Source organism: Myxococcus vastator, assembly GCF_010894475.1.
In the GTDB taxonomy this organism is placed as follows: Bacteria; Myxococcota; Myxococcia; order Myxococcales; family Myxococcaceae; genus Myxococcus; species Myxococcus vastator.
Genome location: NZ_JAAIYB010000072.1, coordinates 1 through 24,457, shown reverse-complemented (window position 1 = coordinate 24,457; position 24,457 = coordinate 1). Strand labels below are relative to the sequence as shown.

Annotated in this window: 23 protein-coding genes and 1 pseudogene; 9 read left to right on the top strand and 15 right to left on the bottom strand. The window is 70.9% G+C overall.

What is annotated here, in order from left to right; translation table 11 throughout:
* A pseudogene (locus G4D87_RS10120) lies at nucleotides 1-907 on the top strand (carboxypeptidase-like regulatory domain-containing protein); the annotation flags it as partial.
* Between the two features lie 51 nt (nucleotides 908-958).
* On the opposite strand, the gene G4D87_RS39950 reads toward G4D87_RS10120, so the two are convergent.
* From G4D87_RS39950 to G4D87_RS10095, 5 genes are all read right to left on the bottom strand, one after another.
* Nucleotides 959-1,543 carry a winged helix DNA-binding protein gene (locus G4D87_RS39950; protein WP_163781346.1) on the bottom strand — a complete coding sequence of 195 codons (585 nt, stop codon included), beginning with the start codon at nucleotides 1,541-1,543 and terminating at the stop codon, nucleotides 959-961.
* Nucleotides 1,544-1,696: 153 nt separating this feature from the next.
* The gene (locus tag G4D87_RS10110) at nucleotides 1,697-2,329 is read right to left on the bottom strand and encodes an EcsC family protein (RefSeq protein ID WP_163781344.1); all 633 of its coding nucleotides are present in this window, start codon (nucleotides 2,327-2,329) and stop codon (nucleotides 1,697-1,699) included.
* A gap of 3 nt (nucleotides 2,330-2,332) precedes the next feature.
* A complete protein-coding gene (locus G4D87_RS10105; RefSeq protein ID WP_163781342.1) occupies nucleotides 2,333-2,776 on the bottom strand; it encodes a hypothetical protein in 444 nt (147 codons plus the stop codon).
* Between the two features lie 102 nt (nucleotides 2,777-2,878).
* Nucleotides 2,879-3,271, bottom strand: a complete 393-nt coding sequence (gene panD, locus G4D87_RS10100; RefSeq protein ID WP_163781340.1) for an aspartate 1-decarboxylase — start codon at nucleotides 3,269-3,271, stop codon at nucleotides 2,879-2,881.
* 106 nt (nucleotides 3,272-3,377) lie between these two features.
* The gene (locus G4D87_RS10095; RefSeq protein WP_163781338.1) at nucleotides 3,378-4,220 is read right to left on the bottom strand and encodes an LEA/WHy family protein; all 843 of its coding nucleotides are present in this window, start codon (nucleotides 4,218-4,220) and stop codon (nucleotides 3,378-3,380) included.
* Nucleotides 4,221-4,305: 85 nt separating this feature from the next.
* Between G4D87_RS10095 and G4D87_RS10090 the strand changes: the two genes are divergently transcribed.
* The 4 genes from G4D87_RS10090 to G4D87_RS10075 all read left to right on the top strand — a co-directional run bounded on the left by G4D87_RS10090 (nucleotide 4,306) and on the right by G4D87_RS10075 (nucleotide 8,939).
* The gene (locus tag G4D87_RS10090; protein WP_163781351.1) at nucleotides 4,306-5,823 is read left to right on the top strand and encodes an alpha/beta hydrolase; all 1,518 of its coding nucleotides are present in this window, start codon (nucleotides 4,306-4,308) and stop codon (nucleotides 5,821-5,823) included.
* 13 nt (nucleotides 5,824-5,836) lie between these two features.
* Nucleotides 5,837-6,574, top strand: coding sequence for an ABC transporter ATP-binding protein (locus G4D87_RS10085; RefSeq protein WP_163781336.1), 738 nt, complete (start codon nucleotides 5,837-5,839; stop codon nucleotides 6,572-6,574).
* A complete protein-coding gene (locus G4D87_RS10080) occupies nucleotides 6,571-7,743 on the top strand; it encodes an ABC transporter permease (protein WP_163781334.1) in 1,173 nt (390 codons plus the stop codon). The genes G4D87_RS10085 and G4D87_RS10080 overlap by 4 nt, the downstream gene beginning before the upstream one ends.
* Before the next feature lie 128 nt (nucleotides 7,744-7,871).
* On the top strand, nucleotides 7,872-8,939 hold the full coding sequence (locus tag G4D87_RS10075; protein ID WP_163781332.1) for a DUF2804 domain-containing protein: 1,068 nt from the start codon (nucleotides 7,872-7,874) through the stop codon (nucleotides 8,937-8,939).
* A 10-nt stretch (nucleotides 8,940-8,949) separates the two neighbouring features.
* On the opposite strand, the gene G4D87_RS10070 is transcribed toward G4D87_RS10075, so the two are convergent.
* The 6 genes from G4D87_RS10070 to G4D87_RS10045 are packed head-to-tail and all read right to left on the bottom strand — an operon-like array spanning nucleotide 8,950 to nucleotide 16,008.
* Nucleotides 8,950-10,224, bottom strand: coding sequence for a hypothetical protein (locus G4D87_RS10070; protein WP_163781329.1), 1,275 nt, complete (start codon nucleotides 10,222-10,224; stop codon nucleotides 8,950-8,952).
* A gap of 21 nt (nucleotides 10,225-10,245) precedes the next feature.
* The gene (locus G4D87_RS10065) at nucleotides 10,246-11,610 is read right to left on the bottom strand and encodes a DUF6986 family protein (RefSeq protein ID WP_240358153.1); all 1,365 of its coding nucleotides are present in this window, start codon (nucleotides 11,608-11,610) and stop codon (nucleotides 10,246-10,248) included.
* Nucleotides 11,607-14,159, bottom strand: a complete 2,553-nt coding sequence (locus G4D87_RS10060; RefSeq protein WP_163781325.1) for a M1 family metallopeptidase — start codon at nucleotides 14,157-14,159, stop codon at nucleotides 11,607-11,609. Before G4D87_RS10060 ends, G4D87_RS10065 begins: the two co-directional genes overlap by 4 nt.
* Before the next feature lie 13 nt (nucleotides 14,160-14,172).
* Nucleotides 14,173-14,751, bottom strand: coding sequence for a Wss1p-related putative metallopeptidase (locus G4D87_RS10055; RefSeq protein ID WP_163781323.1), 579 nt, complete (start codon nucleotides 14,749-14,751; stop codon nucleotides 14,173-14,175).
* Nucleotides 14,752-14,797: 46 nt separating this feature from the next.
* Complete coding sequence (locus G4D87_RS10050) at nucleotides 14,798-15,385, bottom strand: hypothetical protein (RefSeq protein WP_240358152.1); 588 nt, start codon at nucleotides 15,383-15,385, stop codon at nucleotides 14,798-14,800.
* On the bottom strand, nucleotides 15,382-16,008 hold the full coding sequence (locus G4D87_RS10045) for a hypothetical protein (RefSeq protein WP_240358151.1): 627 nt from the start codon (nucleotides 16,006-16,008) through the stop codon (nucleotides 15,382-15,384). The genes G4D87_RS10050 and G4D87_RS10045 overlap by 4 nt, the downstream gene beginning before the upstream one ends.
* 321 nt (nucleotides 16,009-16,329) lie before the next feature.
* Here G4D87_RS10045 and G4D87_RS10040 point away from each other — a divergent pair, with 321 nt between their 5' ends.
* Nucleotides 16,330-17,715 (top strand): DUF2156 domain-containing protein, encoded by a 1,386-nt coding sequence (locus G4D87_RS10040; RefSeq protein WP_163781320.1) that lies wholly within the window; start codon nucleotides 16,330-16,332, stop codon nucleotides 17,713-17,715.
* A 3-nt stretch (nucleotides 17,716-17,718) separates the two neighbouring features.
* On the opposite strand, the gene G4D87_RS10035 is transcribed toward G4D87_RS10040, so the two are convergent.
* Nucleotides 17,719-17,967, bottom strand: coding sequence for a DUF2171 domain-containing protein (locus G4D87_RS10035; protein ID WP_163781318.1), 249 nt, complete (start codon nucleotides 17,965-17,967; stop codon nucleotides 17,719-17,721).
* 174 nt (nucleotides 17,968-18,141) lie between these two features.
* Here G4D87_RS10035 and G4D87_RS10030 point away from each other — a divergent pair, with 174 nt between their 5' ends.
* Genes G4D87_RS10030 through G4D87_RS38845 form a run of 3 tightly spaced genes read left to right on the top strand, consistent with a single transcriptional unit; the run spans nucleotide 18,142 to nucleotide 21,377 of the window.
* Nucleotides 18,142-19,455 carry a cytochrome-c peroxidase gene (locus tag G4D87_RS10030; RefSeq protein WP_163781316.1) on the top strand — a complete coding sequence of 438 codons (1,314 nt, stop codon included), beginning with the start codon at nucleotides 18,142-18,144 and terminating at the stop codon, nucleotides 19,453-19,455.
* A gap of 11 nt (nucleotides 19,456-19,466) precedes the next feature.
* The gene (locus G4D87_RS10025; protein WP_163781314.1) at nucleotides 19,467-20,585 is read left to right on the top strand and encodes a metallophosphoesterase family protein; all 1,119 of its coding nucleotides are present in this window, start codon (nucleotides 19,467-19,469) and stop codon (nucleotides 20,583-20,585) included.
* Between the two features lie 15 nt (nucleotides 20,586-20,600).
* Entirely contained in the window at nucleotides 20,601-21,377 is a 777-nt protein-coding gene (locus G4D87_RS38845; RefSeq protein WP_176411182.1) for a c-type cytochrome, read from the top strand.
* 6 nt (nucleotides 21,378-21,383) lie between these two features.
* Here G4D87_RS38845 and G4D87_RS10015 read toward each other — a convergent pair whose 3' ends face one another.
* The 3 genes from G4D87_RS10015 to G4D87_RS10005 form a co-directional block, all read right to left on the bottom strand.
* On the bottom strand, nucleotides 21,384-22,418 hold the full coding sequence (locus G4D87_RS10015) for an acyltransferase family protein (protein ID WP_163781312.1): 1,035 nt from the start codon (nucleotides 22,416-22,418) through the stop codon (nucleotides 21,384-21,386).
* A gap of 4 nt (nucleotides 22,419-22,422) precedes the next feature.
* Nucleotides 22,423-23,589 carry a bestrophin family protein gene (locus G4D87_RS10010; RefSeq protein WP_163781311.1) on the bottom strand — a complete coding sequence of 389 codons (1,167 nt, stop codon included), beginning with the start codon at nucleotides 23,587-23,589 and terminating at the stop codon, nucleotides 22,423-22,425.
* 164 nt (nucleotides 23,590-23,753) lie between these two features.
* On the bottom strand, nucleotides 23,754-24,457 hold a 704-nt coding region (locus G4D87_RS10005; protein WP_240358150.1), incomplete at its 5' end, for a 2OG-Fe dioxygenase family protein.

The window sequence follows — 24,457 nt, the reverse complement described above, 5'->3', positions numbered from 1 at the left end:
GGAGAGCGGGTGGGTGGAGGTGCCGCTGCGCGAGGGGCGGTTGGAGTCGGTGGTGTTGGACGTGGACGCGCTCTTCCCCGACGGTGTGGGTGAAACGGTGACGCTGCGGGGGAAGCTGGAGCTGGAAGGAACGTTCCGTCCACCGGAGGGCGCGAGGTTGTTGGGGCCGGAGGACGTGGAGGTTCCGCTCGCGCCGGATGGGCGTTTTGTCGTGACGGGGTTGCCGTCCTGGCAACCGTCCCGCTTCCGCGTCGAGGTGGCGTCGCCGGTCTCCGGACGTCCGGTGGCCGCGACGGAGCAGGCGTTCGACTTCAGTCCCGATCCAGGGGTGCGCGATGCCGAGGTGACGTGGCGCGTGAAGGCCTACCGGTGGCTCGTGCTTCGCATGGATGGCGCGATGCGGGCACAGCTAGCGGCGCGGAGCCAGAAGCCCTATCCCGTGTTCGTCCTCCAGCGGTGGCGCCACGAGACGCAGTGGGAGCTGGCCTCCGCGGGCGCCTTCATCCAGGAGGAGGAGGGAATGGCCGTGTCCCTCCTGGAGCCGGGGCGCTACCGGTTGCTGGTGTCCTTCTCCGTTCATGAGGTCTACAGCAGCACCGCCGCGGACGTGGGCGAAGACTGGGTGGACGCCGCCGTCACCTTCCAGGTGGACGTGGAGGGGAAGGACTGCGAGGTGCTCGTCACGGACGGGCGCAAGCCGGTGTTCGGCGCGCGGGTCACCGTCTCCAGCGACGTGGGCTCACTGCCTCCCGCGTGGGGACTCACGGATGCGCGGGGCCGTTGGCGGTTGGGGCGCGTGAGGCCGTTCGGCCTTCACCTGGAGGTGGAGGCGGAGGGCCATGCGCCTTGGACAGGGGAGGTCGCGGAGGAGTGCCGACGAGCGGGCGAGGTGCGCGTTCAGCTCTAGGGAAGACTCCGCTCGCGGCGCTGGCCACGAGCAGGGCCGGGGCCGCGGATGTCAGGCCGCGCTGGCGGTGATGGCGATCAGCTCCGCGCGCGTGCGCCTGGGCGTCGCGGCGGGCTCCAGCTCATCGGCCACCGGCGCGTCCGTCTCGCCCTCCTCGGCGGCCAGCTCCGTCGCGCGATTCTTGCCGCCCAGGGCCTCCACCCAGCCCTCCAGCAGGTCCATCAGCGCGCTGCGCTGCTCGCCTTCCAGCGGCATCAGCAGCCGCGCCATGCGCTCCTGGACCACCGAGTCGGCCTGCTCCGCGAGCGCGCGTCCCTGCTCCGTGAGCCGCACCCGCACGCGGCGCCGGTCATGCCGCACGGAGCGCTCGCGCTGGACGAGCTGCGCGGCCTCCAGCCTGTCCAACAGCCGGCTCAGCCGCGGCGGAGCGATGCCGCCCAGCCGCTCCGCGAGGATGTTGACGGGAAGGAGGCTCTCCGCCTTCAGCCACCAGATGGCCTGGACCTCCATCGAGTCCAGCTCGGTATGAGGGAGGGCCCCCAGGGGGCTGCCCAGCGCACCGCAGCGCGCTACGTCGATGAGCAGGTTCTTCAACCGCGCCACCTGCACCCGCACTTCCGCCGAGAGCTCGGACATCCTGGTCGTCTCCGTCTCTCGGGCGTCATCGTCCCACCGGCCAGGGGAGCCCGATGACCGCCCGTCTCCATGGGGGAAAAGCCCCCGACGGGGTCATCAACGGCCCGGCGCGGAAGGCATATCGGACCCACGGCGGGAAATGAGCGGGGTGCGTCAGGCGCCGCTGGCCTTCTTGCGCTGGGCCTTCGCCTTGGTGTGCGCCTTGTCGAAGCCCTCGTAGAAGCGCACGGCCTGCTCGCCCACCATCTGGATGTGCTGGTTGTTGAAGTAGGCGGTGACGGGCGCGGCCACCAGCGGCATGGCGCGCCCCAGCGTCTGCATGCCGCCCTTCTCCAGCAGCATGGCGGCCAGCTTCCCCAGCACCTTGGGGCCCGCGCGGGGCAGCGGGCCCAGGCCGTTGGCGTAGCCGAACAAATCCAGCATCTCCCCGCGCGCCCGCTCCGTCTTGAGGTTCACCTTGTAGAGGGTGGCCACGTCCGTGAGCAGGAGGATTTGCAGGTACGCCATGAAGAGCAGGTCCGCCGGCAACGCCACCAGCCCGAACACCCCGCTCACCCCGCCCACCATGCTGGCGAGGTTCTTCTTCTCGTCCACGATGCGCTGGGCCAGCTCCCGCGGCGACGCCTGCGGGTAGCGCTTCTCCAGGGCGGCGATGCGCACGCGCGAGCGCGCCACCTCCTGCAGGACGATGTCCGACAGCCGCGCCGAGCCGAGCTTCTTCAGCTCCGCCGGAGTCATCTTCTTCATGAAGGCCAGCCGCTCGGCCACGCTGTCGTAGAGACCCATCCCTCAATAACCCCGCTCGGACAGGTAGAGGTCCACCAGCGCGCCTTCTTCGTACCAGGCGTGCCGCATCTCCACGTTGAACCAGCGCGAGTCCGGCTTCGGCCCGCGTACTTCCAGCTTCACCTGGTTGGGAGAGGTGTCGATGATGGCCGCGCGCGCCTTGCACGCAGAGCCCGGGTCTTCGCCGTAGCCGCCTTCGAGGCAGACTTCATCCCCCACCGAGAGCCGACGGGTGTACTCGGTGGCCAGGTAGAGGGCGTCGTCACACGAGCCCCGCGGGGACGACGTGCCCAGCGCCTCACACCGGTTCTGCGGCGGCGCCTTCACGACGGGGATGACCCCGTAGAGCGGGTCGTCGTTGTTCGGATCCGGACGGAAGGCCCCCGTACCCGTACAACCTGTCAGCACCAGCGAGAGCGCGCCAGCGCTCACCCACGACCGCCTCATCGTATCGACTCCTTCGGGGCCCATGACCCCACCCTCTAAGAAAGGGTGGAGCATGGCAAAAGGCGTTCGACGGGGCAAAGCAGCCAGCGGTCAGTGGAGCTGTCAGGCCGAGCGACGCTGCGGGCCCGGAATCTCCGTCGTCTGCCCGGGCACCACGCGGTTGTCCTTGTCCACGAACACCACGGTGGGCTTCCAGGTCGCCACCTCGGCCTCCTCCACCTCCGCGAAGGTGGCCAGGATGACCAGGTCGCCCGGCTTGTTCAGGTGCGCCGCCGCGCCGTTGATGCAGATGACGCCGCTGCCGGCCTCACCTTCCAGCGCGTAGGTCTCCAGGCGCGTGCCCTGGGTGATGTTCCAGACCGCGACCTTCTCGTTCTCCACGATGTCGGCGGCGCGAAGCAGGTCGCGGTCGATGGTGACGGACCCTTCGTAATCCAGGTCAGCCTGGGTGACGGTCGCGCGGTGGATTTTCGACTTGAAGAGGATGCGGCGCATGTGGGTCTGGACCTTGGAAAAAGCGGCAAGGACGCCCCACCGTAACGTCTGGGGCGCCCTGGGACAACCCTGCGTTCAGCTCCCCTGCCCGCAGTGCAGGCAGGCGTCACTTAACGAAATTGACGAGCTGACTGAGACTCAGGGGAACGCTCTGGGATTCCGAGGTGAGCTTGCCGTCCAGGCGGACCTGCGCATTTCCGCCCGAGCGCAGGGCCAGCGCCGCGTTCGCCGCGCGCGCGAAGTTGATGGTGAGGGGCAGGGTGACCTGCTTCGTCCCGCTGCCGTCCAGCTTGCCCAGGTTGCCGGTGGACAGCGTGCCCACATCCGCGCCCGCCACCTTCAGCGCGCCGGTGATGCCGGACACCGGGAGCGGGAAGCTGTTGCGGTTGGTGATGGACAACGGGAATTCCACGGTGGCGCCGGACAGGGTGATGTTCTTGATGCGCGGCGCCTGGAAGGACACCTGCGGAACCTTGGGGACCTCGAAGGTGCCTTCCTTCGCCAGCGGGAAGCTCAGCACGCCCACGGGCGTCTTCACGCCCAGCCTGCCCTGCGCCTTGAAGGCGGCCTTGTCCTGCTTGAGGAACGTCTCCAGCACGGGGACGATGTCCGCGAACTTCACGTTGGCGGGGAAGACGAGCTCGCTCTTGCCGTTGGCCTTGAGCGCCAGCCCCGAGCGCGGCTTGCCGGCCACCACCTGCTTGCCCTCCACGAAGAAGGCGTAGTCCACCTCGGCCAGGTTCAACCCGAAGCCGTTGGGGTTGTTCAGCTCGTAGACCAGGTTGATGGTGGCGTCGGACAAGGAAGCATCCGCGAGCCGCGCTGTCTTGAAGGAGAGGGTGGGCTTCTTGAAAGCCCCCTTCAACATCTTCTGGAGGGCGGCGCAGCCACTGAGCGTGGTGAGTCCAAGGACGGCCAGGACGAGGAGGGCGCGTTTCATGGTGGGCATGGGCGTATCACCGGACGGCCCCTCTCCGCGCGGGATTCAATGCAATGCCGTGGGAGGTGGTATGTGGGAAGCCTCCCGTACCCAGATGGAGGCACCCTTGTCCGGGGTCCGTGCACACATCTCCTCCCATCTTCCACCCTGGCGCGCCTGGCTGGCCCTGGGCTTGCTGGCCGCGGCATCGGTGTCCTGCTCCAAGAGCAGCCAGGACCCCGCGGAGCGGCGAGCCCTGTCGCTGAAGCCCTGCCGGTTGGAGGGGCTGGCCACGCAGGCCCAGTGCGGAACCTACGAGGTCTTCGAGGACCGGGCCGCTCGCACGGGCCGCAAGATTCCCCTGCGCGTGGTGGTGGTGCCGGCGCTGGCGGCGCAGCCGCGGCCGGATCCGCTGGTGTTGCTGGCGGGAGGCCCGGGCCAGGCGGCGTCGCGCTCGACGCAGGTGCTGATGGCGGTGGAGCGCATCCGCCGCAAGCGCGACATCGTGCTGGTGGACCAGCGGGGCACGGGGGACTCGAACCCGCTGAACTGCAAGACGGACACGCCGGAAGAGGGCCTGTCCTCGCGGCTGGAGGAGCGCGGCGCGGCGGAGGAGGTGCGCAAGTGCCGCGAGGGCTGGGACGCGGACGTGCGCCACTACACCACGCCCGTCGCCATGGACGACCTGGACGAGGTCCGCGAGGCGCTGGGCTACGAGCAGCTCAACCTCTGGGGCGTGTCCTACGGCACGCGCGCGGCGCTCGTGTACATGCGGCAGCACCCGGAGCGCGTGCGGACCGCCATCCTGGACGGCGTGGCGCCCATGGGGCTGTACCTGCCGCTCTACGCACCTCGTGACGCGCAGCAGGCGCTGGACCGCTTGCTGGCGAACTGCGAGGCGGACGCGGCGTGCGCCAAGGCGTATCCGGACCTGCGGACCCGGACGGAGGCGTTGCTGACGACGCTGGAGACCACGCCCGCGCGCACCCAGGTGGCGCACCCGCGCACCGGCGTGTTGGAGGAGGTCGTCCTGTCGCGCCGCGCCTTCCTGTCGCAGCTCTTCGTGCAGCTCTACAGCCCGGAGCTGTCCTCCCTGGTGCCGCTGATGCTGGACCGGGCCACGCAGGGAGACTGGTCCCCCTTCGTCGCGCTCAGCGTGGGCCTGACGGAGAACCTGGGCCGCACGGTGAGCCAGGGCCTCTACTTCGCCGTCGTGTGCGCGGAGGACGCGCCCTTCTACGACGAGGCGGCGGTGGCTCGCGAGTCGCAGGGCACCTGGTTCGGTCCGACCATGGGCCGGGAAGTGCTCTCCGTCTGCGCGGACTGGCCGCGCGCCGCCCTGCCCCCGGGCTACCGCGAGCCGGTGGTGTCGTCGGTGCCCACGCTGCTCCTGTCGGGCGAGCTGGACCCGGTGACGCCGCCCGCGTGGGCCGAGGAGGCGAAGCGCACGCTCTCCAACAGCCTGCACGTGGTGGTGCCCGGCGTGGGCCACAACACGATGGGCGTGGACTGCGCGCGCACGCTGATGGTGGACCTGCTGAACCAGGGGAGCGTGGAGGGGCTGTCGTCCACCTGCGGCGCCAGTCTCACCCGGCCTCCCTTCTTCACCTCCTTCGCCGGCCCGGTGCCGTGAGGACGCGCGCGCCATGATTGAAGCCAGGAACCTGCACAAGCGCTTTGGCAAGAAGGTGACGGCCGTGGAGGACGTGTCCTTCACGGCGGAGGACGGCGTCATCACTGGCCTGCTGGGCCCCAACGGCGCGGGCAAGACGACGACGATGCGCATGCTCTACACGCTGGTGCGGCCGGACCGCGGCACCGCGCTGGTGGATGGCGTGGACGTGGTGCAGCGGCCCCAGGAGGCCCGGCGGGCGCTGGGGGTGCTGCCGGACGCGCGCGGCCTCTATCCGCGCCTCACCGCCCGCGAGCACGCGCGCTATTACGGCGAGCTGCACGGACTGTCCGGCGCCGCGCTGGACAAGCGCGTGGACGAGCTGCTGGACCTGCTGGACATGCGGGACATCGCGGACCGCCGCACGGAGGGCTTCAGTCAGGGCCAGCGCGTGAAGGTGGCGCTGGCGCGGGCGCTGGTGCACGGGCCTCGCAACGTGCTCCTGGACGAGCCCACCAACGGGCTGGACGTCATGAGCACGCGCTCGGTGCGCACGCTGCTGCGGCGGCTGAAGGATGAGGGCCGGTGCGTGGTGTTCTCCAGCCACGTCATGCAGGAGGTGGCCGCGCTGTGTGACCGCATCGTGGTGGTGGCGCACGGGCGGGTGGTGGCGGACGGGACGCCGGAGGCGCTGCGCGCGAGCACCGGCAAGGACAGCCTGGAGGAGGCCTTCGTGGCCACCATCGGCACGGACCAGGGGTTGATGCAATGAGCGGGCTGTCCTTCTCCGTCTTCCGCAAGGAGCTGAAGGACCACCTGCGCGACAGGCGCTCGGTGCTCACCTCGCTGGCGTGGCCGTTGATTGGCCCCGTCGTGTTCATGGTGATGTTCAACCTGCTGGCCTCCTGGTACCGGCAGGACCGGCCGCTGGCGCTGCCGGTGGTGGGGCGGGAGCACGCCCCCAGCCTGATGGCCTTCCTGGAGCGCTATGGCGCGCAGCTGGAAGCGGCGCCGGAGGACTACGAGTCGCGCATCCGGGCGGGCTCGCTGGACGCGGTGCTGGTGGTGCCGGACGACTACGCCGAATCGTTCTCCGCCGGGCGCACCGCCGAGGTGCAGCTCGTGGTGGACAGCTCGCGCCAGTCCGCGCGCCAGTCGGTGCTGCGCGCGCGGCGGCTGCTGGAAGCGTATGCCCAGCTCCTGGGCACGCAGCGCCTGTATGCGCGGGGCGTCGCGCCGGAGCTGGCCATCCCCGTGCGGGTGCAGGAGGCGGACCTGTCCACGCCGGAGCGCACCGCGGCGGGCCTGCTCAACATGGTGCCGCTCTTCCTGGTCATCGCCGCCTTCGCGGGCGGCATGCAGGTGGCCAGCGACGCCATGGCGGGTGAGCGCGAGCGCGGCTCGCTGGAGCCCCTGCTGCTCAACCCGGCGCCCCGGAGCACGGTGGTGACGGGCAAGTGGCTGGCCACCGTGGTCATGGCCGTCGCGGCGGTGCTGATAACGCTGGTGGGCTACATGCTCGTGGTGCGGCGCGTGCCCCTGGAGGACCTGGGCGTGAAGGCCCGCTTCGACGCGCCCGCCGCCCTGGGCATGGCCGCCGCCGTGCTGCCGCTGGCGCTGGCCGCCTCCGCCGTGCAGGTGTGGGTGTCCACCTATGCACGCTCCTTCAAGGAAGCGCAGACGTACCTGTCCCTGCTGATGGTGGTGCCGATGCTGCCGGGCATGGTGCTGGCCCTGTCGCCGCTCCAGCCGAAGCTGTGGATGTTCGCGGTGCCGGTGCTGGGCCAGGAGGTGCTCGCGGGCGAGGTGATGCGCGGTGAGCCGCTGGGCGCGCTGCCGTTCCTCATCGCTGGCGCGTCCAGCCTCCTGCTCACGGTGCTGGCGCTGGTGGTCACCGCCCGGTTGTTGTCCCAGGAGCGCATCGTTTTCGGCCGGGGCTGACGAGCGGCCCCAGCGCGCCGATGTTGCGTTACGCTCCTCACAACCTCCCAGGTGTCACTGTCGGCGGGTGGCACTTGGGCGGCGGCCTGACATGACAGCCACGCGCCTTTTCCTTCCAATGGGGCCAGATGAAGCCAGAGCGAGACGCCTTGTTCCCTCCCGCGCCAGCCTCCGTGGCCACCGCTGGGGGGGAGCCCCGATTTGGTACCTACCAGGGTGAGCTGCCCGAAGTGGACCTGCCGCGCCTGCGGGGGCAGTGGGCCCCGGGCCGCGCCACGCGGCTGCTGAAGCGCAAGCGCTGGCACTACACCTTCGCGGCCACGCCCGAGGTCGCCGCGCTCTTCGCGGTGGTGGACCTGGGCTACACGTCGAGCGCCTTCGCGGTGGCCCTGGACTTGCGCGAGCGCAAGCCGCTGTGTGACGTGAGCTTCCTGGGCGCGCCCGGCCCCATGGTGGAGCTGGGCGACAAGCCGGGGCAGGGCCTCAAGGCCTCCTTCCGCACGCTGGGCGGACGGCTGTCGGTGCAGCGCGGCCAGGACGACGAGCGCTACCGGGTGGCGGTGGACGTCAGCCGGCTGCGCACCGGGAGCCTCCAGTCCTTCCAGTGGGAGGGCGACTTGATGGTGGCCGGCGGCCCGCCCGCGCTCACGGTGGTGGCGCCGGTGGAGGGTGACGGGCTGGTGAACGTCACCATGAAGAGCAACGGCCTGCTCACCTTCGGCAGCCTGGAGGCGGGCGGGAAGCGCTTCCGGTTGGACGGAGGCGTGGGCGGCATGGACTACACGCAGGGCTACCTGGCGCGGCACACCGCCTGGCGCTGGGCCTTCGCGGCGGGACGGCTGGCGGACGGCACGCCGGTGGGCATCAACCTCGTGGAGGGCTTCAACGAGGGCAACGCGGACGCCAATGAGAACGCGCTGTGGCTGGGGGACAAGCTGTACCCACTGGCGCGCGCCCGCTTCGAATACGACGCGAAGGACCTGATGGCGCCGTGGCGGCTGGTGACGGTGGATGGCGCGGTGGACCTGCGCTTCGAGCCCCTTCATGTGCACCGCGAGGACCGGAACCTGCGCCTCGTCGTGAGCCACTTCGCGCAGCCGGTGGGCTTGTTCAACGGCACGGTGCGCGTGGGGAGCCGCACGCTGGAGCTGTCCAACGTCCCTGGCGTCACCGAGGACCAGGACATGCTCTGGTGAGGCGTCTGCTTCAGGGCGGCGGGATGGCGTGGACGCGCTCGGACGTGAGCTGCCCCTCGGGGAGGGCGCGTTCCGTCCACTCCAGGGTGCCGCTTTCGGCGGCCCGCGCCGCCTCGGTGGTGGCGCCCGTGGTGAGCGTCAGGGCTCGCGGTCCGGCCGAAGGGGTCCGGCGCAGCACCAGCTCCACGGGGGCTGAGGGCACCTCGGCGGGCCGGTAGACGTCGAGCACTGCTTCCGCCGGGCCACCCGGGCGCAGCACGTCGCGCACGGTGTCGTGGACCCGGTCTTCCGTGGCGAGCCCCCGCTTCGACGTGAAGGTGCCCTTGAGCGTGCGCGAACCCTGGCGCCCCTCGTAGCGGTACACCGTCCCGGGAGCGGCGCGCGTGGGCTCCCGCTCGCGGCGGAGCGTCACCTGGAGCGTGAGACGTCCGTCTTCCGCATGCGCATGGCGCTGCTCCGTCAGCCGCCCCGCTTCATCCGTGACGGTGGTGAGGGTGCGGTCCTCCGCGCGGGGGCCACTCGCGGCTCCTGGCAGCAGCAGGCTGGTGGAGACCTCCGTGCGTCGCGAGCCGCCCTCCAGACTTCGCTCGGTGCGCCACTCGAAGCCCGCGAGCCGGCCCTCCAGCTTCAGCACGCGAAGCGCCTTCGTGCGCGCGGGCGTCCGGGCGGGGCCGGGCACCTTGAGCGTGGCGGCCAGGCCGGTGGTGACGCGGTGGAAGGTTCGCGCGTAGCCGGGCTCGTCATGGGCGCACAGCAGGGGCAGCTCCGGGCTCGCGCTCACCATCAGCTTGAGCCGTCCCGCGCTCACGCTGTCCCGGGGGGCGACCACCTCGTAGTCCACGTCCACGAACATCACCGGTGCGTCCGCGACGATGGAGACGTTCGTGGGCGTCATGCTCCGGACGGTGACGCCCTGGTGGCCCTGCACCGCCTTCGCCACCGCGAGCACCGCGCCCGCCGCGTCGATGGGGCGCTCGTACACGAAGCAGCTCAACGCGGCCTCGGTGCCCAGGGGAATCTCCAGGCGTGTGGAGCCCTCGTGCCGCGTCAGCCTGGGCGCCGCCACGCCTTCGACCTCGGCCGTGAAGATGCCCTCCGTGGACGTCACGCGCTGCTGGGGCAGCGGTGCCAGCTCCCGAGCGAAGGGACCTGTCGGCGCGGGTGCCGACGGAGGTGCCTTCGAGGTGGGCGCCGGCTCGGGCACGGGCTGCTCCGGCCGGACCGTCGTCACGGACGGTCCGGCGCAGGCGGAGGAGAAGCACAGCAGGAGCGCGAGACGCCGCATGACGAAGCCTGGAGCCGCGGCCTAGCTGGAGCTGGCCCGGGCTCGGCGCGCCGCGACGATGTCCCGGAAGGAGCGGCTGCGCAGCTCCTCCAGCGTGAGGCCGGCGGCCAGCACCTCGTCCTCGGTGAGCGCGCCGCAGCTCAGTCCGCGCAGGAAGAAGTTGAGCAGGCCCTGGCCGGTGGCCGCGTCGTCGAAGACGTCTCCCACCAGCGTGGCCTGCGCGGCCTTCTCCATGAAGGCCCGGAGCCTGCGCGAGGCCGCGTCCAGCCCCTCCAGGAAGAACGCATACACCGCCGCGTAGCGCACGGGGAGCTGGGCCGGGTGCAAGTCCCACCCCTGGTACCACCCCCGCTCCAGCGAGTGCCGGATGTGCCGGTACGACACCTGCCAGACCCGGTGAATCGCCTCCATGTTCTCCCGGCGCTCGGTGGGCAGCAGCGGCTCGTCCTGCTTCGCCCGGTGCGGAGGCACCGGCATGACGTTGGTGGCGCCGTCCGCCAGCCGGATGCCCGTGTCCGCGAGTGACACCTGCACCAAATCCCGCAGGAAGTCGCAGGCCGGGTGCAGCATCGTCTGCGCATGCGCGCTGACGCCCAGCGCGGCGGTGTAGTCGTACACGCCCAGGTGGACGCTGGTGCAGCGGCCCGCGCTCGCGGCCACCAGCGTGGGCAGGTGCAGCCGGCCTTGCTGGTCGAAGAGCGCCTGGGGCGTCTCCACCATCAGCTCGATGCCCACCGTACCCACCGGCAGTCCGTGCCGCGTCTCCAGCACCTCCAGGACGCGGGCGAGCGCCGCCACCTGCTCCGGCAGCGACACCTTGGGCAGCGTCACGACGAAGCCGGGCGGTAGCTTCCCACCCGAGCGCTCCAGCAGCGTGGTGAGGAACAAATCCAACGTGCGTGTGGCGCGGTCGAACAGCTCCTCGGTGAAGGACTTCACCCGGATGCCGATGAAGGGCGGCAGCAGCTCCTGCGCCAGCCCGCGCGCCAGCTCCTCCGCGGTGGACACGGCGTGCCCGTCCTCCTCCGCGTCGGAGCGGTGCCCGTAGCCGTCCTCGAAGTCGATGCGCAGGTCCTCCACCGGCTCGCGCTCCAGCTTGGCCACCACGCGCGCGTAGACGCGCTGGGCGAAGCGGCCGCGCTGGGGCAGCCCCAGCCCGTGGGCGAGGACGGGCGCGTCCGGTGCGTACTCCTTGAGCGTGTTCAGCGCGATGCCGCCCAGCTTCCGGGCCGTCTCCGCCCGGAAGAGGTGCGCGCCGCCGTACACCACGTGCACCGGCTGCCGCCGCGTCGAATCCCCCGGGTAGGCGCGCGCGAGCCCCGCGTTGGCCCGCCGCAGGGCCTCCCGCACCCCCAGGAGGCTCGCCTCCGTCAGCGTCGTCTTCACGGCTGGCGCTTCAGCCACGCGGAGACCTCGGACATGCAGCGCTCACGCAGCGCCACATCCTGGGACAGCCGCTCCAGCGTCTGCGCCGTGGCCTGCTGCGCCTCGGGGATGGGCTGGGCCTTGAGCAGGGCCTGCATCTGCTCCAGTTGCTCGCGCGTGCGCAGCATGCCCATGGCCTCGACGATGCGGCGCAGCAGCATGGGGGCGCCGCCGGTGCGGGCCACCACGTCCTTCCACTGCGTGCGCATCTGCGCCCACCACGCGTCGCGGCCGACGCGGTTGCCCAGCAGTCCGGCGACGAAGCTGGACACATCCTGCGTCTTCACCGTGTCCGTGTAGAGCAGCCCGCGCGCGCGCTCGGTGAGCTCCTTGGCCTCGAAGGCGGTGAGCGCCAGGAGGTAGCGGCGCTGCGTGGCCGGGTCGGGCTCGGACGGGAGCTTCTGGAGGAAGGTGTCGAAGAGCGCCGCGTCGCCCGCGCGCGCCACCATGCCCACCGCGGCGTCCAGCAGGTTGGGCTCCAGCGCGTCCCGCTGTCCCTGGAGCATGCGCTCCACGCGGGGCCGGGCCTCGGCGAGCGCGTCCTGGCTGCGCGCCAGCCCGCCCACCGCGCGCACCAGCGACGCGCGTCGCAGCTTCACCCGGTCCGCCTCGTTCGGCGCGGGCTGCCAGCCCAGCTTCTTCAGCCCGGGCCCCAGCAGCTTCTCCACCCACGCGCGGAAGCGCACCTGGTCCTCGCCGTCCGTCAGCCGGCCCTCGATGTAGGCCAGCCGGCCCACCAGCTCGTCCAGGACGGAGTCGTCCTCCTCGTCACCGAAGCGGCCCGCCAAATCCAGCAGGTCCGCCACCGTCGCCTGTCCCGCGCGCACCAGCGCCCACTGGTCCGCCAGCAGGGCGGTGCGCTCGGAGGGGGCCAGCGCCTTCAGGTTCGCCGCCAGCTTCGCCAGGCCCGGCTTGTCGTAGGCCACCCGGTAGAAGCCGGTGGAGCCCGCGTTGGCCGTCAGCCACTTCACCTCGCCCTCGCCCTCCAGCTTCACCGTGGCCTGGGCGTCCCGCAGCAGCACGCGCTGCTCGCGCACGCCGGTGCCGTCCTCGTAGCGCAGCACCACCGGCACCGGCCACGTCTCACCGCTCCGCACGCCGGGCTCGGTGTAGAAGCGCCGCTGCGTCAGCGACAGCCCGCGCCCGTCCAGCGTCGCCGTCACCAGCGGGAAGCCGCTCTGGCCCACCCACGCGGTGGCCAGCTCCTCCACCGGCTGCTTCGCGGCGTCGCCCAGCGCGTTCCACAAGTCTTCCTTCACCGCGTTGGCGCGCGCGTGCTTGCGCATGTACTGGCGGATGCCCTCGCGGAAGGGGCCTTCCCCGAGGAAGCCCTCAATCATCCGCAGCACCGCGCCGCCCTTCTCGTACGTAATGGCGTCGAAGCTCTCACCGGCCTCGCCCGCGTTGCGCACCTCGCCGTGGATGGGGTGCGTGGACTTGAGCGCGTCCAGGTGCAGCGCGCTGGCGCGGTGCGCGTCGAAGTCCAGCCACATGCGCCACTCGGGGCGCCACTGGTCCACAATCTTGAAGGCCATCCACGTGGCGAACGCCTCGTTGAGCCACAGGTCGTCCCACCACACCATGGTGACCCAGTTGCCGAACCACTGGTGCGCCAACTCGTGCGTCACCACCTCCGCCACGCGCTTCTTCACCGACAGCGGCGCGGTGGCCGGGTCCAGCAGCAGCGCCACCTCGCGGTAGGTAATCAGGCCGGCGTTCTCCATGGCGCCGGCCTCGAAGTCGGGGATGCCCACCTGGTCCACCTTGGTGAAGGCATACGGCAGCCCGAAGTAGTCCTGGAGCCTGGGCAGCACCGCCAGCGCCACGTCCTGGCCGAAGCGCGTCAGGTGCGCCTTCTCCGGCAGGGCCCAGGTCCGCACCGGCACGCCCTCCACGTCCTGCGCGTCGGTGCCCACCAGCGGGCCCACCACCAGGGCGATGAGGTAGCTGCTGAGCACCTCCGTCTCCTGGAACGTCACCGCGCGCAGGTTGCCCTCCTGCGTGTCCTTCACCACCGGGCCGTTGCCCAGCGCGGTGAGCCCCGGCGGCACGCGCACGGTGAGGGCCCAGCGCGCCTTGAAGGCGGGCTCGTCGAAGCAGGGGAAGAGGCGGCGCGCGTCGGCGGCCTCGAACTGGGTGGCCGCCACCTTGCCCGCCTGGTACAGGCCGCGCAGCCCTTCGGTGAAGCGCCCCGTCCACGCGACGTCCAGCGACGCGGCGCCCGTGGGCAGCGCCTCCTCGAAGCGGAGCACCACCGTCTCGCTCTCCTGCGCGGGCTGGATGGAGGCCGGCTTGCGCTGCTGGCCACCGGCGCGGAACGTCACGTCGCTCAGCGTCAGGGCGATGCCGTGCAGGATGATTTCGTTCGACGGCGCCGACACGTCCAGGTCGACGGTCTGCTGGCCGGAGAAGGACTTCGCGTCCAGGTCCAGGGTCAGCGTGGCCGCGTAGCGGCGGGGACGGATGGAGGTCGGCAGGCGGAAGTTCTTGTCTTCGGTCGGATGCGCCATAGGGACGCGGAATCTAGCCTCCGCGCCGCCGCCTGCCTGGACTTATGTCGGGGGTGTCCGCCGTCACACCCTTCCTGACCCCGGAACGCCGTGGCCGGGCCGGGCGGGGCACCAGCTGGTGGAAGAGGCTGGATTCGCGCTGGAAGAAGCCTTCCGTGTGGAAGGAAGCGGGCAGCTCCAGCAGAAGAAAGTCCAGGTGGTGACACAGCTCATGCAGCAGGGTGCGGAGGTAGGTGCGGAAGGCCACCACCCGCGCGCGCTTCGCGGTCCGCATCCACAGCTGGATGCGAGGGCGGCGGCCCCGCTCCAGGCTGTACATGCCGTGCAGCTCCCCCGTCGTCGACGACGGGCGGACCTCCAGCACCTCCACCCGCGGCGCGAACAGGTCCAGCCGCTCGCAGAGGGCGTCGCTCAGCCGGGCGGTGGCGCGCTCGGTGTCCGGCTGCCGGCCCGTCGCCAGGGCCTCGCGCAGCGCGGCCACCAGGGGCTCCAGCGTCTTGGGCTCGCGGAGCCGGAGCGCGCTCACCGAGTCACTCATCCGGTAGACGCGCTGCTGGGCGTGGGTGAGGGTGTCGTAGTAGGCGAAGGGCACGGGTGCGTGGGTCCTGCACAAGCTTCCCACCCGCGCCCGCCACTGGCTACAGGCCGCCGGCCTCCAGCGCGCCGCCCAGCCCGGGGAAGGGCTTGGTGAGCAGGGCCTGGAAGACGATGTCCTCCAGCCGGACTTGCGCCGGGAGTTGGGGCAGGGTGAGGCCGGAGCGGACCACCGTGTTGCTGACGATGACCCAGACGCGCCGCTGGCCAATGGCCTCCTTGAGCGCCGGTGAATCGATGCGCACCGGCGTGCGCGAGTCGGGCTGGAAGGTCCGCTCGGCGAGGATTTCCGTCGCCCTGTCGTAGTAGGCCGGCCGGTTGAAGTCCGTGTAGAGCCGCGGGTTGTCCGGCGTGGCGCTTCCGGTGAGCGACAGGCGCGCGGACGTGCGCAGGGTGAGCGTGGGGGATGGGTTGACCACCACGAGGGTGGCGGAGACCTCGTTGACGATGATGTCCAGGTCCTGCGTGTTGACGGACTCCTCCGGCAGGTCGAGCGCCACCTCCGCGTAGACGGGCTCGAGCAGCGAGGTGACGGGCACCACCTGGTCGAAGGGCTCGGTCTGGATGGCGATCTCCGCCGAGCACGCGGACAGCAGCAGCACGCAGGGAAGCAGCAGGGCGCGCATCATCATCGGAAGCTCCACGACACGTCGAGGACAGGGAGGACGGGCAGGCTCTCTCCCGGAAGGGCCGGGTCGCTCATGTCTACGTAGGTGGCGCCCAGGCCCAGGCCGAAGTGCTCGCCGCCGTAGCGGATGCCCGCTGCGGCGCGCAGGGTGGTGCCCCCCTTCACGCGAACGCCCGCCTCGCCCACCACGGACCAGGGGCCCGCGAAGTTGAACGCCAGCGCGCCGGTGAAGGAGAGGTAGTCGGACGTATAGTGGCCGTAGCGCGCCTCGCCCTGCACCAGCACGGGGCCCAGCGCCAGGCCATAGACGCCGTAGAAGGAGGGGCCGGACAGCTCGGGCTCGAAGCGCTGGAGCGCCGGCGTGTCCGCCTCCGACGTCACCACGTCCGAATAGACGGAGGCGCCCACGAAGTGCGTGTAGCGCGCGCCCAGCACGATGCGGTGTGGCCCGGCGGCCATCGCCCAGCGCAGCCCTACGTTGGGCGCCAGCAAGGCATTGGCATACATGGACGTGTCCACGGCCAGTCCCGAGAACAGCGGCAGCGCCGTGCGCTGGAGTCCCAGCACGGGCGCGTCGATGACCTCCGCGGCGTCTGTCGTCAGCAGGCGCGCGGTGTTGGTTCGCACGCCATCGGCATCGTCTCCATTGGCGGCAGCCAGACAGGGGGACAACAGGACCGCGAGCGCACAGGCCGCGAGTGAAGGAGGTTTCAATCCACGGGCTCCAGTTGGAGGGAGTGCCCCGCACGTTAGGCTGACTTTCGCTTTCCCTGAGTGCTCGCCTGCCCTCGTGTGCTGCAACTGTCGGCTGGCGCGCGCGTGTGGTCGCTGGAGACCTCGCTGCGTCGCGTGCGCTCATGCGCGCCGTATGAGGCACGCGGCTCTGGTCCGGACAGAGGGCGTTCTCGTTTGCCGTCCATGGGGTGGGGCACATACCTTCTGCCGCGCGTGGAAGGACATTCCCCAGAGAAGGCCCCAACCGGCCCGGAGCCACGCGAGCAGGTGCTGGCGCTGCTGCGCAGGTACGGCTGGAACGCCACCTCGTTCCAGGTGCTGCAGCCCGGCTTCCGCTACTGGTTCGACCCGGCGGGCGACGCGTGCGTGGCGTACGTGGACACGGGCGGCGCCTGGGTGGCGGCCGGAGCGCCCATCGCCGCGCCGGAGCGGCTGGCCTCGGTGACGGAGGGCTTCCGCGCGGCCGCGCGAGCCGTCGGCCGGCGCGTGTGCTTCTTCGCCACCGAGCCGCGCTTCCTGGAGCTGGCCCCCATGGCGTCGCTGTCCATCGGCGAGCAGCCCGTCTGGGACCCGGCGCACTGGGACGACGTGGTGCGGAGCAGCCGCGGCCTGCGTGAGCAACTGCGCCGTGCCCGCGCGCGAGGCGTGAAGGTCCGCGAGGTGCCCGTCACGGAGCTGGGAGATTCGCGGCACCCCACGCGGCGCGCGGTGGAGCTGCTGAAGGCGCGCTGGCTGGCGTCCCGCCGCATGGCGCCCATGGGCTTCCTGGTCCAGCTCCGTCCCCACGCCTTCGCGAGCGAGCGGCACGCCTTCGTCGCGGAGGTGGACGGTGAGGTGGTGGGCTTCCTGTCGGTGTCGCCCGTGTATGCCCGCGAAGGCTGGTTCCTCCAGGACCTGCTCAGGGACCCGGAGGCGCCCAACGGCACCGCGGAGGCGCTGGTGGACGCGGCCATGCGCGCGGCGGTCGCCACCGGGCGGCGCTACGTGACGCTGGGCCTGGCGCCGCTCGCGGGGCCCGTGCGGCCGTGGCTGCGGCTGGCGCGGGCGTGCGGCCGGCCGCTCTTCGACTTCGAGGGGCTGCGCACCTTCAAGGGGAAGTTCCGCCCCGACGCCTGGGTGCCCATCCACCTGTCCTATCCCGAGCCCCGAGGCGGGCTGGCGGCGGTGTACGACGCGCTGCGGGCCTTCGCTCAGGGCGGCCTGCTGCGCTTCGGCATCGCCACGCTGCTGCGGCGTCCACGCCTGCTGGTGCACGCGCTCGCCGTGCTGCTCGTTCCGTGGACCGCGCTGCTGGCGCTGCCCTCCACGGCGCGCTGGTTCCCGTCCGTCCAGGTGCAGTGGGCGTGGGTGCTGTTCGACGTGGGCCTGACGGTGGGCCTCTTCTCGCTGGTGCGCCGCTGGCGGGACTCCCTGGCCACGGTGCTGGGCGCGCTGACGGCGGTCGACGCGTGTCTGACGTTCGTCCAGGCCGTCACCTACAACGTGCCGCTCGCCCGCAGCCCGCTGGACTGGGCCATCATCGCCCTGGCCGTGCTCGCGCCAGCGTCGGCGTCCGGGCTGCTCTTCAGCTCCCGCGACCTGCGCCTGCCCGAACGCTAGCTGTCAGATGTACGCGCCGCTGTCGGGCGCCTCGTCCTCCGTGGGCACGGTGGCGCCGTGGCCGGGATGGAGGAACACGTCGCCGTGGTCCACCCGCGCCACCAGGTGGAAGCTCACCATGAAGTCGCGGCTGGGTGGCCAGCCCTGCTCCAGCTCGAAGTGCGTGTCTCCGATGTGCACCACCGTGCCGAGCCTCCGCCCGTGCTCGTCCCTCACGGCCATGCCCTCGCGCAGCTCTCCCGGGTCCCACATGACGCCCTCCTTTTGCGAAAGATGCGCGCGTCCGGGATGTTCGGCAGCCCACGCAAGGGTGAACGCAAGCTGGACCGCGGCACGGGGATAGTGGTTTTTTCTGGAAAGAACTGACCCCAGTCCGGCGCCTCGACTCCTCGTGGCTTGCAACGTGGCTGGTGGGGAGGGGAGACCATGCGCCCGCCGTGTGGCGTTGCACTGTCGCTCGCCGTCCTGCTGTTCGCCCAGGCCGGGCAGGCCCAGACCGCCGCGAAGGAAGCGGCGCCTCCGCCCGCCGACCTGCCACCGGGCGTGTCGGCGGTGCTGTGGAAGCTGTCCGTCCCCGCCAGCCTCGCGCCCACGCCGGAGCGGGTGTTGCTGGGCGAGAAGCTCTTCAACGACCAGCGCCTGTCGGTGGACAACACCGTGTCCTGCTCCACCTGTCATGACGCTCGCTTCGGCTTCACGGACGCGAAGCCGGTGTCGGAGGGCGTGAAGGGCCAGCAGGTGACGCGCAACAGCCCCACCCTCCTCAACGCGCTCTTCAATGCCTCTCAGTTCTGGGACGGCCGCGCGTCCACGCTGGAGGACCAGGCGAAGCTGCCCATCCTCAACCCGCGGGAGATGGGCATGCCCGACGAGGCGGCGGTGGTGGCCAAGGTGAAGGCCATCCCGGAGTACGTGAGGGACTTCCAGAAAGTCTTTGGCCGCGAGGTGAACTTCGACGACCTGGCGACGGCCATCGCCGCCTTCGAGCGCACGCTCTACTCCGGCAACGCCCGCTTCGACCGCTTCATCACCGGGGACTCCAAGGCGCTCACCGCCGCGGAGCGCCGGGGCTGGGCGCTCTTCAACGGCAAGGCCCGCTGCAACACCTGCCACGCGGGCAACGTGGTGTCGCCGCTGTTCAGCGACCAGAAGTTCCACAACATCGGCATCGCGGCGCACAAGCAGGACTTCGTGAAGCTCGCCCGCGAGGCCCTGAAGGTGGTCCGCACCGGCGACGAGCAGCAGATTGACGAGCTGGCGCTTCAGACGCGCTTCTCCGAGCTGGGCCGCTTCCTGGTGACGAAGCAGGAGAACGACGTGGGCACCTTCAAGACGCCCACGCTGCGCAACATCGCCATCACCGGTCCGTACATGCACGACGGCTCCCTGACGACGCTGTGGGACGTCCTGGACCACTACAACAAGGGCGGTGTGCCCAACCCATACCTGGATGGCGGCATGCAGCGGCTGGGGCTGACGGAGGCGGAAATCGACGACGTGGTGGCCTTCCTCCACACCCTCACCGACGCGCAGTTCGCGAAGTACGCCACGAAGGAGCAGGCCCGGCAGCGCGGGTTGAAGCACAAGCGCCCGGAGCGCGACACCGCGGTGGCCATGGGGAAGAAGGGGAACCTGGGAGACCTGGCCCCCAACCCGGACCTGTCGGTGAAGAACCCGGCGGACATCGGTGTGTACGGCACCGAGACGCTCGTGAAGCCCGCCTCGACGTCCAGGCCCTAGGAGCCGCCGCCATGGGGAACAAGTTCCGCAGCATCGAGACGAAGCACCACGCAGAGCGCGACGCCTTCTTCGACGACCTCAAGAAGCTGGACCGCCGCGCCTTCCTGCGCGTGGCCGGCATCTCCGCCGGCATCGCCGCGGGCATGGGCCTGCGCACACCGCACAGCTTCCAGCTGGTCAACGTGGCGGAGGCGCAGGGGACGAAGCCGCGCTTCTCCTTCGCGTACATCTCCGACACGCACCTGTACGAGAAGAAGCTCAACGACCGCTTCGTGCGCGCCATCCTCAAGGCCGTGGATGACGTGAATGGGCTGGACCCGCAGCCGGACTTCGTCCTCTTCGGCGGCGACCTGGCGCAGCTGGGCAAGCCGGGCGAGCTGAAGCTGGGGGCGGAGATTCTGAAGGCCGTGAAGGCGCCCGTGCGGATGATGGTGGGCGAGCACGACTGGTTCCTCGACATGGGCGAGCTGTGGACGGACCTTTTCGGCCCGCCGAACTATTCGTTCGACCACAAGGGCGTCCACTTCGTGGTGCTCAACTCCATCCTGGAGAAGGACTTCTGGACGGAGCGCAAGCTCACGCCCGAGGAGCGGATGCAGATTGTCGCCGGCCTGGACAACGGCATCCAGTCCCGCTTCGAGGTCGGCGCGCCGCAGCGCGAGTGGCTGCGTCAGGACCTGGCGAAGGTGAACAAGGCGACGCCCATCATCGTCTTCAGCCACTCACCGCTCTACAAGTACTACCGGCCCTGGAACTTCTGGACGGACGACGCGGACGAGGTGCAGGCGCTCTTCAAGCCGTTCCAGACGGTGACCGTGATTCACGGCCACACGCACCAACTCCTCAGCAACCGCATTGGCAACATGAGCTTCCACGGCATGCTGTCCACCGCGTGGCCCTGGCCCTACGCGCCCGAAGGACTGCCGCGGCTGACGGTGCAGATGAACCGCGCGGACCCCTTCAGCCAGTTCGACGGCTGCGGAGACGGGCGGATGGACGTGTTGGAGTCGGGGATGGTGGACAAGCTGTACAACCTCTGGGAGCGCAACCCCATCACCGTGCGCGCGAGCTATCTCGCGTCGGGTGGGAAGCAGGACGTGCCGCCCCGGACCAGGCTGCCGAGCTACTGAGCGCGAGGGGACACCATGACCTTCCGGATGAAGCTGATTGTGGGAATGGGCGCCGTGCTGTCGTTCGTGGGAGGCGCGGCGCTGGCCACTGGCCCCGTGCCGCCGCCGCCGAAAGCGGCCGCCCAGGGCGCCGAGGTGAAGAAGCACGCGCTGCCGGTGTCGAAGGACGGCAACCTCGTGGTGGGCCTGTGTGACGGCGAGACGTCCATGGAGGTGAAGGGCGTCAAGGCGGGCCAGTCGCTGACGCGCGCGCAGGCGCAGCATGTGTCGGGCGCGTTGATGGAGGAGTGGCTGCGCAAGAACCCGAACGCGCACTGGGATTCGGCGCCCAAGGTGGCGCAGGCGCCCTCGGCCAGCGGCACGGTGCGTCCGGGCGGCGTGACACCGGAGAGCGGCGGCTCGCAGGTGAAGAAGCAGATTGCCACGCCCATCCAGGACGGCCACACCTACGGCGCGTTCTCTGACCGGGACGAGGCCATCTGGGCCGCCTCCACGGAGCAGTTCGTGGACGAAGGCCACCGCGTCTTCCACGACGCCAAGGCCATTGGCGGCACGGTGGGAATCTCCTGTGACATGTGCCACCCGGACGCGTCCAACACGCACCCGGAGACGTATCCGAAGTACCAGGTACAGTTGGGCCGCGTGGCGCTGCTTCGCGACATGATCAACTGGTGCATCGAGAACCCGGTGCGCGGCAGGCCGCTGGCGGATGGTGACCCGCGGATGCGCGCCATGGAGGCGTACATCTACGCCAAGCGCAAGGGCGTGAAGCTGGAGTACGGGAAGAAGTAGGCCCGCTCAGCGCCCCAGGCCCGGCACGGCGTCACGCGTCCGCTGGAAGAGCCACCGCGGCTCCCATAGCGGGCGCGTGGCCTGGACGACGTGAGGGTGGCCCAGCAGCACCGTGAGCAGCACCCCCGCCCCCAGCGCGAGGGCGACGCCGACGGGCCCCTGGAGGAACGTGTACGCGCCCAGGTGCTCGGCGGCTCGCACGACGAAGCCGTGCAGCAGGAAGGGCGCCAGGCTCCGGCCACCCAGCCGCGTGAGCGCGCTCGCCTGCCTGGGGCTGAGCGTGAACAGCGCCCACGTCAGCGCCAGCGCACCGCAGAAGAGGGCCGCGCGCGCCGCCATGCCCGTGAGCGCGGTGGCGCCGAGCACCGCGTAGCCGCTGCTCCCGTACAGCCACTGCGGCGCGGGCGCGGACAGCGCGCCCACGGCCACCGCTCCGACGCAGGCCCCAAGTCCCACGGCCAGGGACGCCGCGAGCACGACGCGCCAGCCCCGGGTGTCTCGAGGGGCCAGCAGCCACTCCCTTCGCGTGAGGTGGCCGGCGACGAAGCAGGGCAGGAACACGAACGTCCGCGACAGTCCGAACAGGTAGCCCACCCAGGGCAGCAGGCCCGCGACGAGCGCCAGCGCCACGGCCCACAGCAGCGGCCGGGGCAGGCGGAGGAGCAGGGGCAGCACCAGCCGCCAGCACCCGAGGCTCAGCAGGAACCACAGCAGCCAGTACGGCTGCACCAGCCAGTGCGAGCTCCAGCCCCGGCCGAGCACCCACGCGTCGAAGGCGACATACAGCACCTGGAACACGGCCAGCGGCGCGAGCTGCCCCCAGGCGATGGCGCCCAGCGCGCGTGGCCCGCTGTCCGCGCGGGACAGTTGCCCGGAGAGGAACGCGAAGGCGGGGATGTGGAACAGGTACAGGCCGGAGTAGAGCGCCTTCGCCAGCGGCTCCCGGCCAAGCAGGGGCTCGAGCGCATGCCCCATCACCACCAGGGTGATGAGGAGGCCTCGCACGTTCTCGAACAGCGGGATGCGGCCAGCGGTCGTCACAACCTCAGTAGAGAAGCCCATCTCGAGGCTGAACGGGAGGGGGGAGCTCCGTTTCTCCCAGCATCTGCCGCAGGTTGATTTCGATGGTCCGGCAGAGCGCCGTCATGGGCGTATCGCTGACGTCGTCCTCGAAGGGCGTCTCGATGTCCCTGCCCACCGCGTCCAGCCCGATGAAGAGGAACGCGATGACGGCGGTGACGAGCGGAGTGAGCCAGCCCAGGTCCTCCACCACCCCCAGGGGGAGCAGCACCAGGTAGGCCCGTGTCATGGCCAGCAGCAGGATGTCGTACTGGCGGGGCAGGGGCGTGTTCTTGATGCGCTCACACGCGCCCAGCAGGTTCGTCAGCTCGGACAGCGTGCGGTCCATCGTCACGTGCAGGAAGAGCACCTGCTGCGTGTCGGTCACCTGGCCGTAGATGCGGCGCAGGCGCGTGCCCATCCACAGCAGGAGGGCGGACGGGACGTTCTGCTCCTCGCGCAGCGCTTCGATGACGGCGGGCCGGAAGAAGGGGACGATTTCTGGCAGCGGGTCCTGCCGGCGCAGGTGGCAGCGCATGGCGTTCACGAAGCCAATCTGCGCGTACACCAGCTCGCGTGCGTCCTCGGTGATGTCCTCCACCATGCCGCCGGTGAGGGCGCCGCGGGCCTCGCCCTCCGCCTGGGGGGCGGTGCCCAGCGCCGCGAGCTTCTCCCGAGGGCTGCCCTGCTCCGGGTGCACGCGCGCCTGGCCGAACTGGTCGCGGACGGCGCCGTCGCTCGCTCGCGTTCCCGACACCGTCAACAAGGGCCGGGTGCGCTCCACCGCCGTGCGCAGCAGGGGCGATGCCGGCGGCGCCAGCTCCAGCTCCGTCAAGGTTTCACTGGCCCCACGCTCAGGACGCGGCAGCAGCGTCAACACCTGCCGGGCGAAGGTGCGCGACCAGTTCACCACGCCGCCCCAGAGCGAGCGGGCCTCCCACCAGCGGTCGTAGGCGGAGCCGTTGCGGAACGCGAGCAGCACGCCCAGCGCCGCCGCGAGCACCGACACGGGCATGGCGGGGACCGCCATCCACCAGGCGTCGAACACGCGGTAGCCCACGATGACGGCCAGGGCGAAGAGGACGTGCATCGCGACGCCCCTGCCGGTGTAGCGCAGGATGATGTGCCAGGACAGCCTCCGGCCAACAATCATTCGGGGAATGCTCCAGGGTGGGTGAGGTCGCCTCGCGCCATGCGTCTAGTGACGCCGGCGCGCACTGGCAACACACGCACCCCGCTCGGCTGCGCGCGTGTGTCAGGCAAGCACGCGGACCGAAGCTGCAAGTGTCCTGGAGCGAGCAGAGGCGCTCCCGGGCGCTACCCGGGGCCCTGGAATCCCCCGGTCCGGAACGTGAGCACGAGCGTGTCCCGGTGGCCGGTGCCTCCCAGCGGCTGGATGGGCGTGCTCTCGTGAATCACGCGGGCATCATCGAGCAGCAGCGCGGACCAGGGCTCCGTCAGCGTGAAGCGCAGGCCGTTGGGGCCGTGGGCCTCGAAGACGCGCGTCTCACCGCCCTTGATGCCCTCGCGGCCCACGAGCAGCACCACCACGAAGTCCACGCCGTCGCGGTGCGCGCCCTCCGGTGTCGGCCGGCCGATGCCGTCGGTGGTGTCGATGCGGAACTGGTGGGCTTCGACGAACCAGGGGCGCTCGCCCTTGAGCTGGGAGCAGCACGCGGCGAGGCCTCGAATCAGCCCCGCCCACACCGGCTGGGATACGACGTCGGGCTGCACGGGCTCGAACCAGCGCTCCAGCCCGCCGTGCAGCGCGTTGTATTCCACGGGCTGCCAGTGCGCGCGGTGAGGCACCTGCGTCACCGAGCCGCCGTCCACGATGAAGCAGGCGTGTCGCCGTGAGCGGTAGCGGCCCCCATCCCGGAGGAAGCCATCCTGCGGCAGCGCGTCCCAGGACGGCCGCAGCGCGTTCAGCGCGGGCGAGTCAATGCCCGCGAGCTCGCAGAGCCCGTCGCGGTTGAGCACGGCGTAGCCACGCCCGCGGAGGGCCATGGGGACTTCGGACG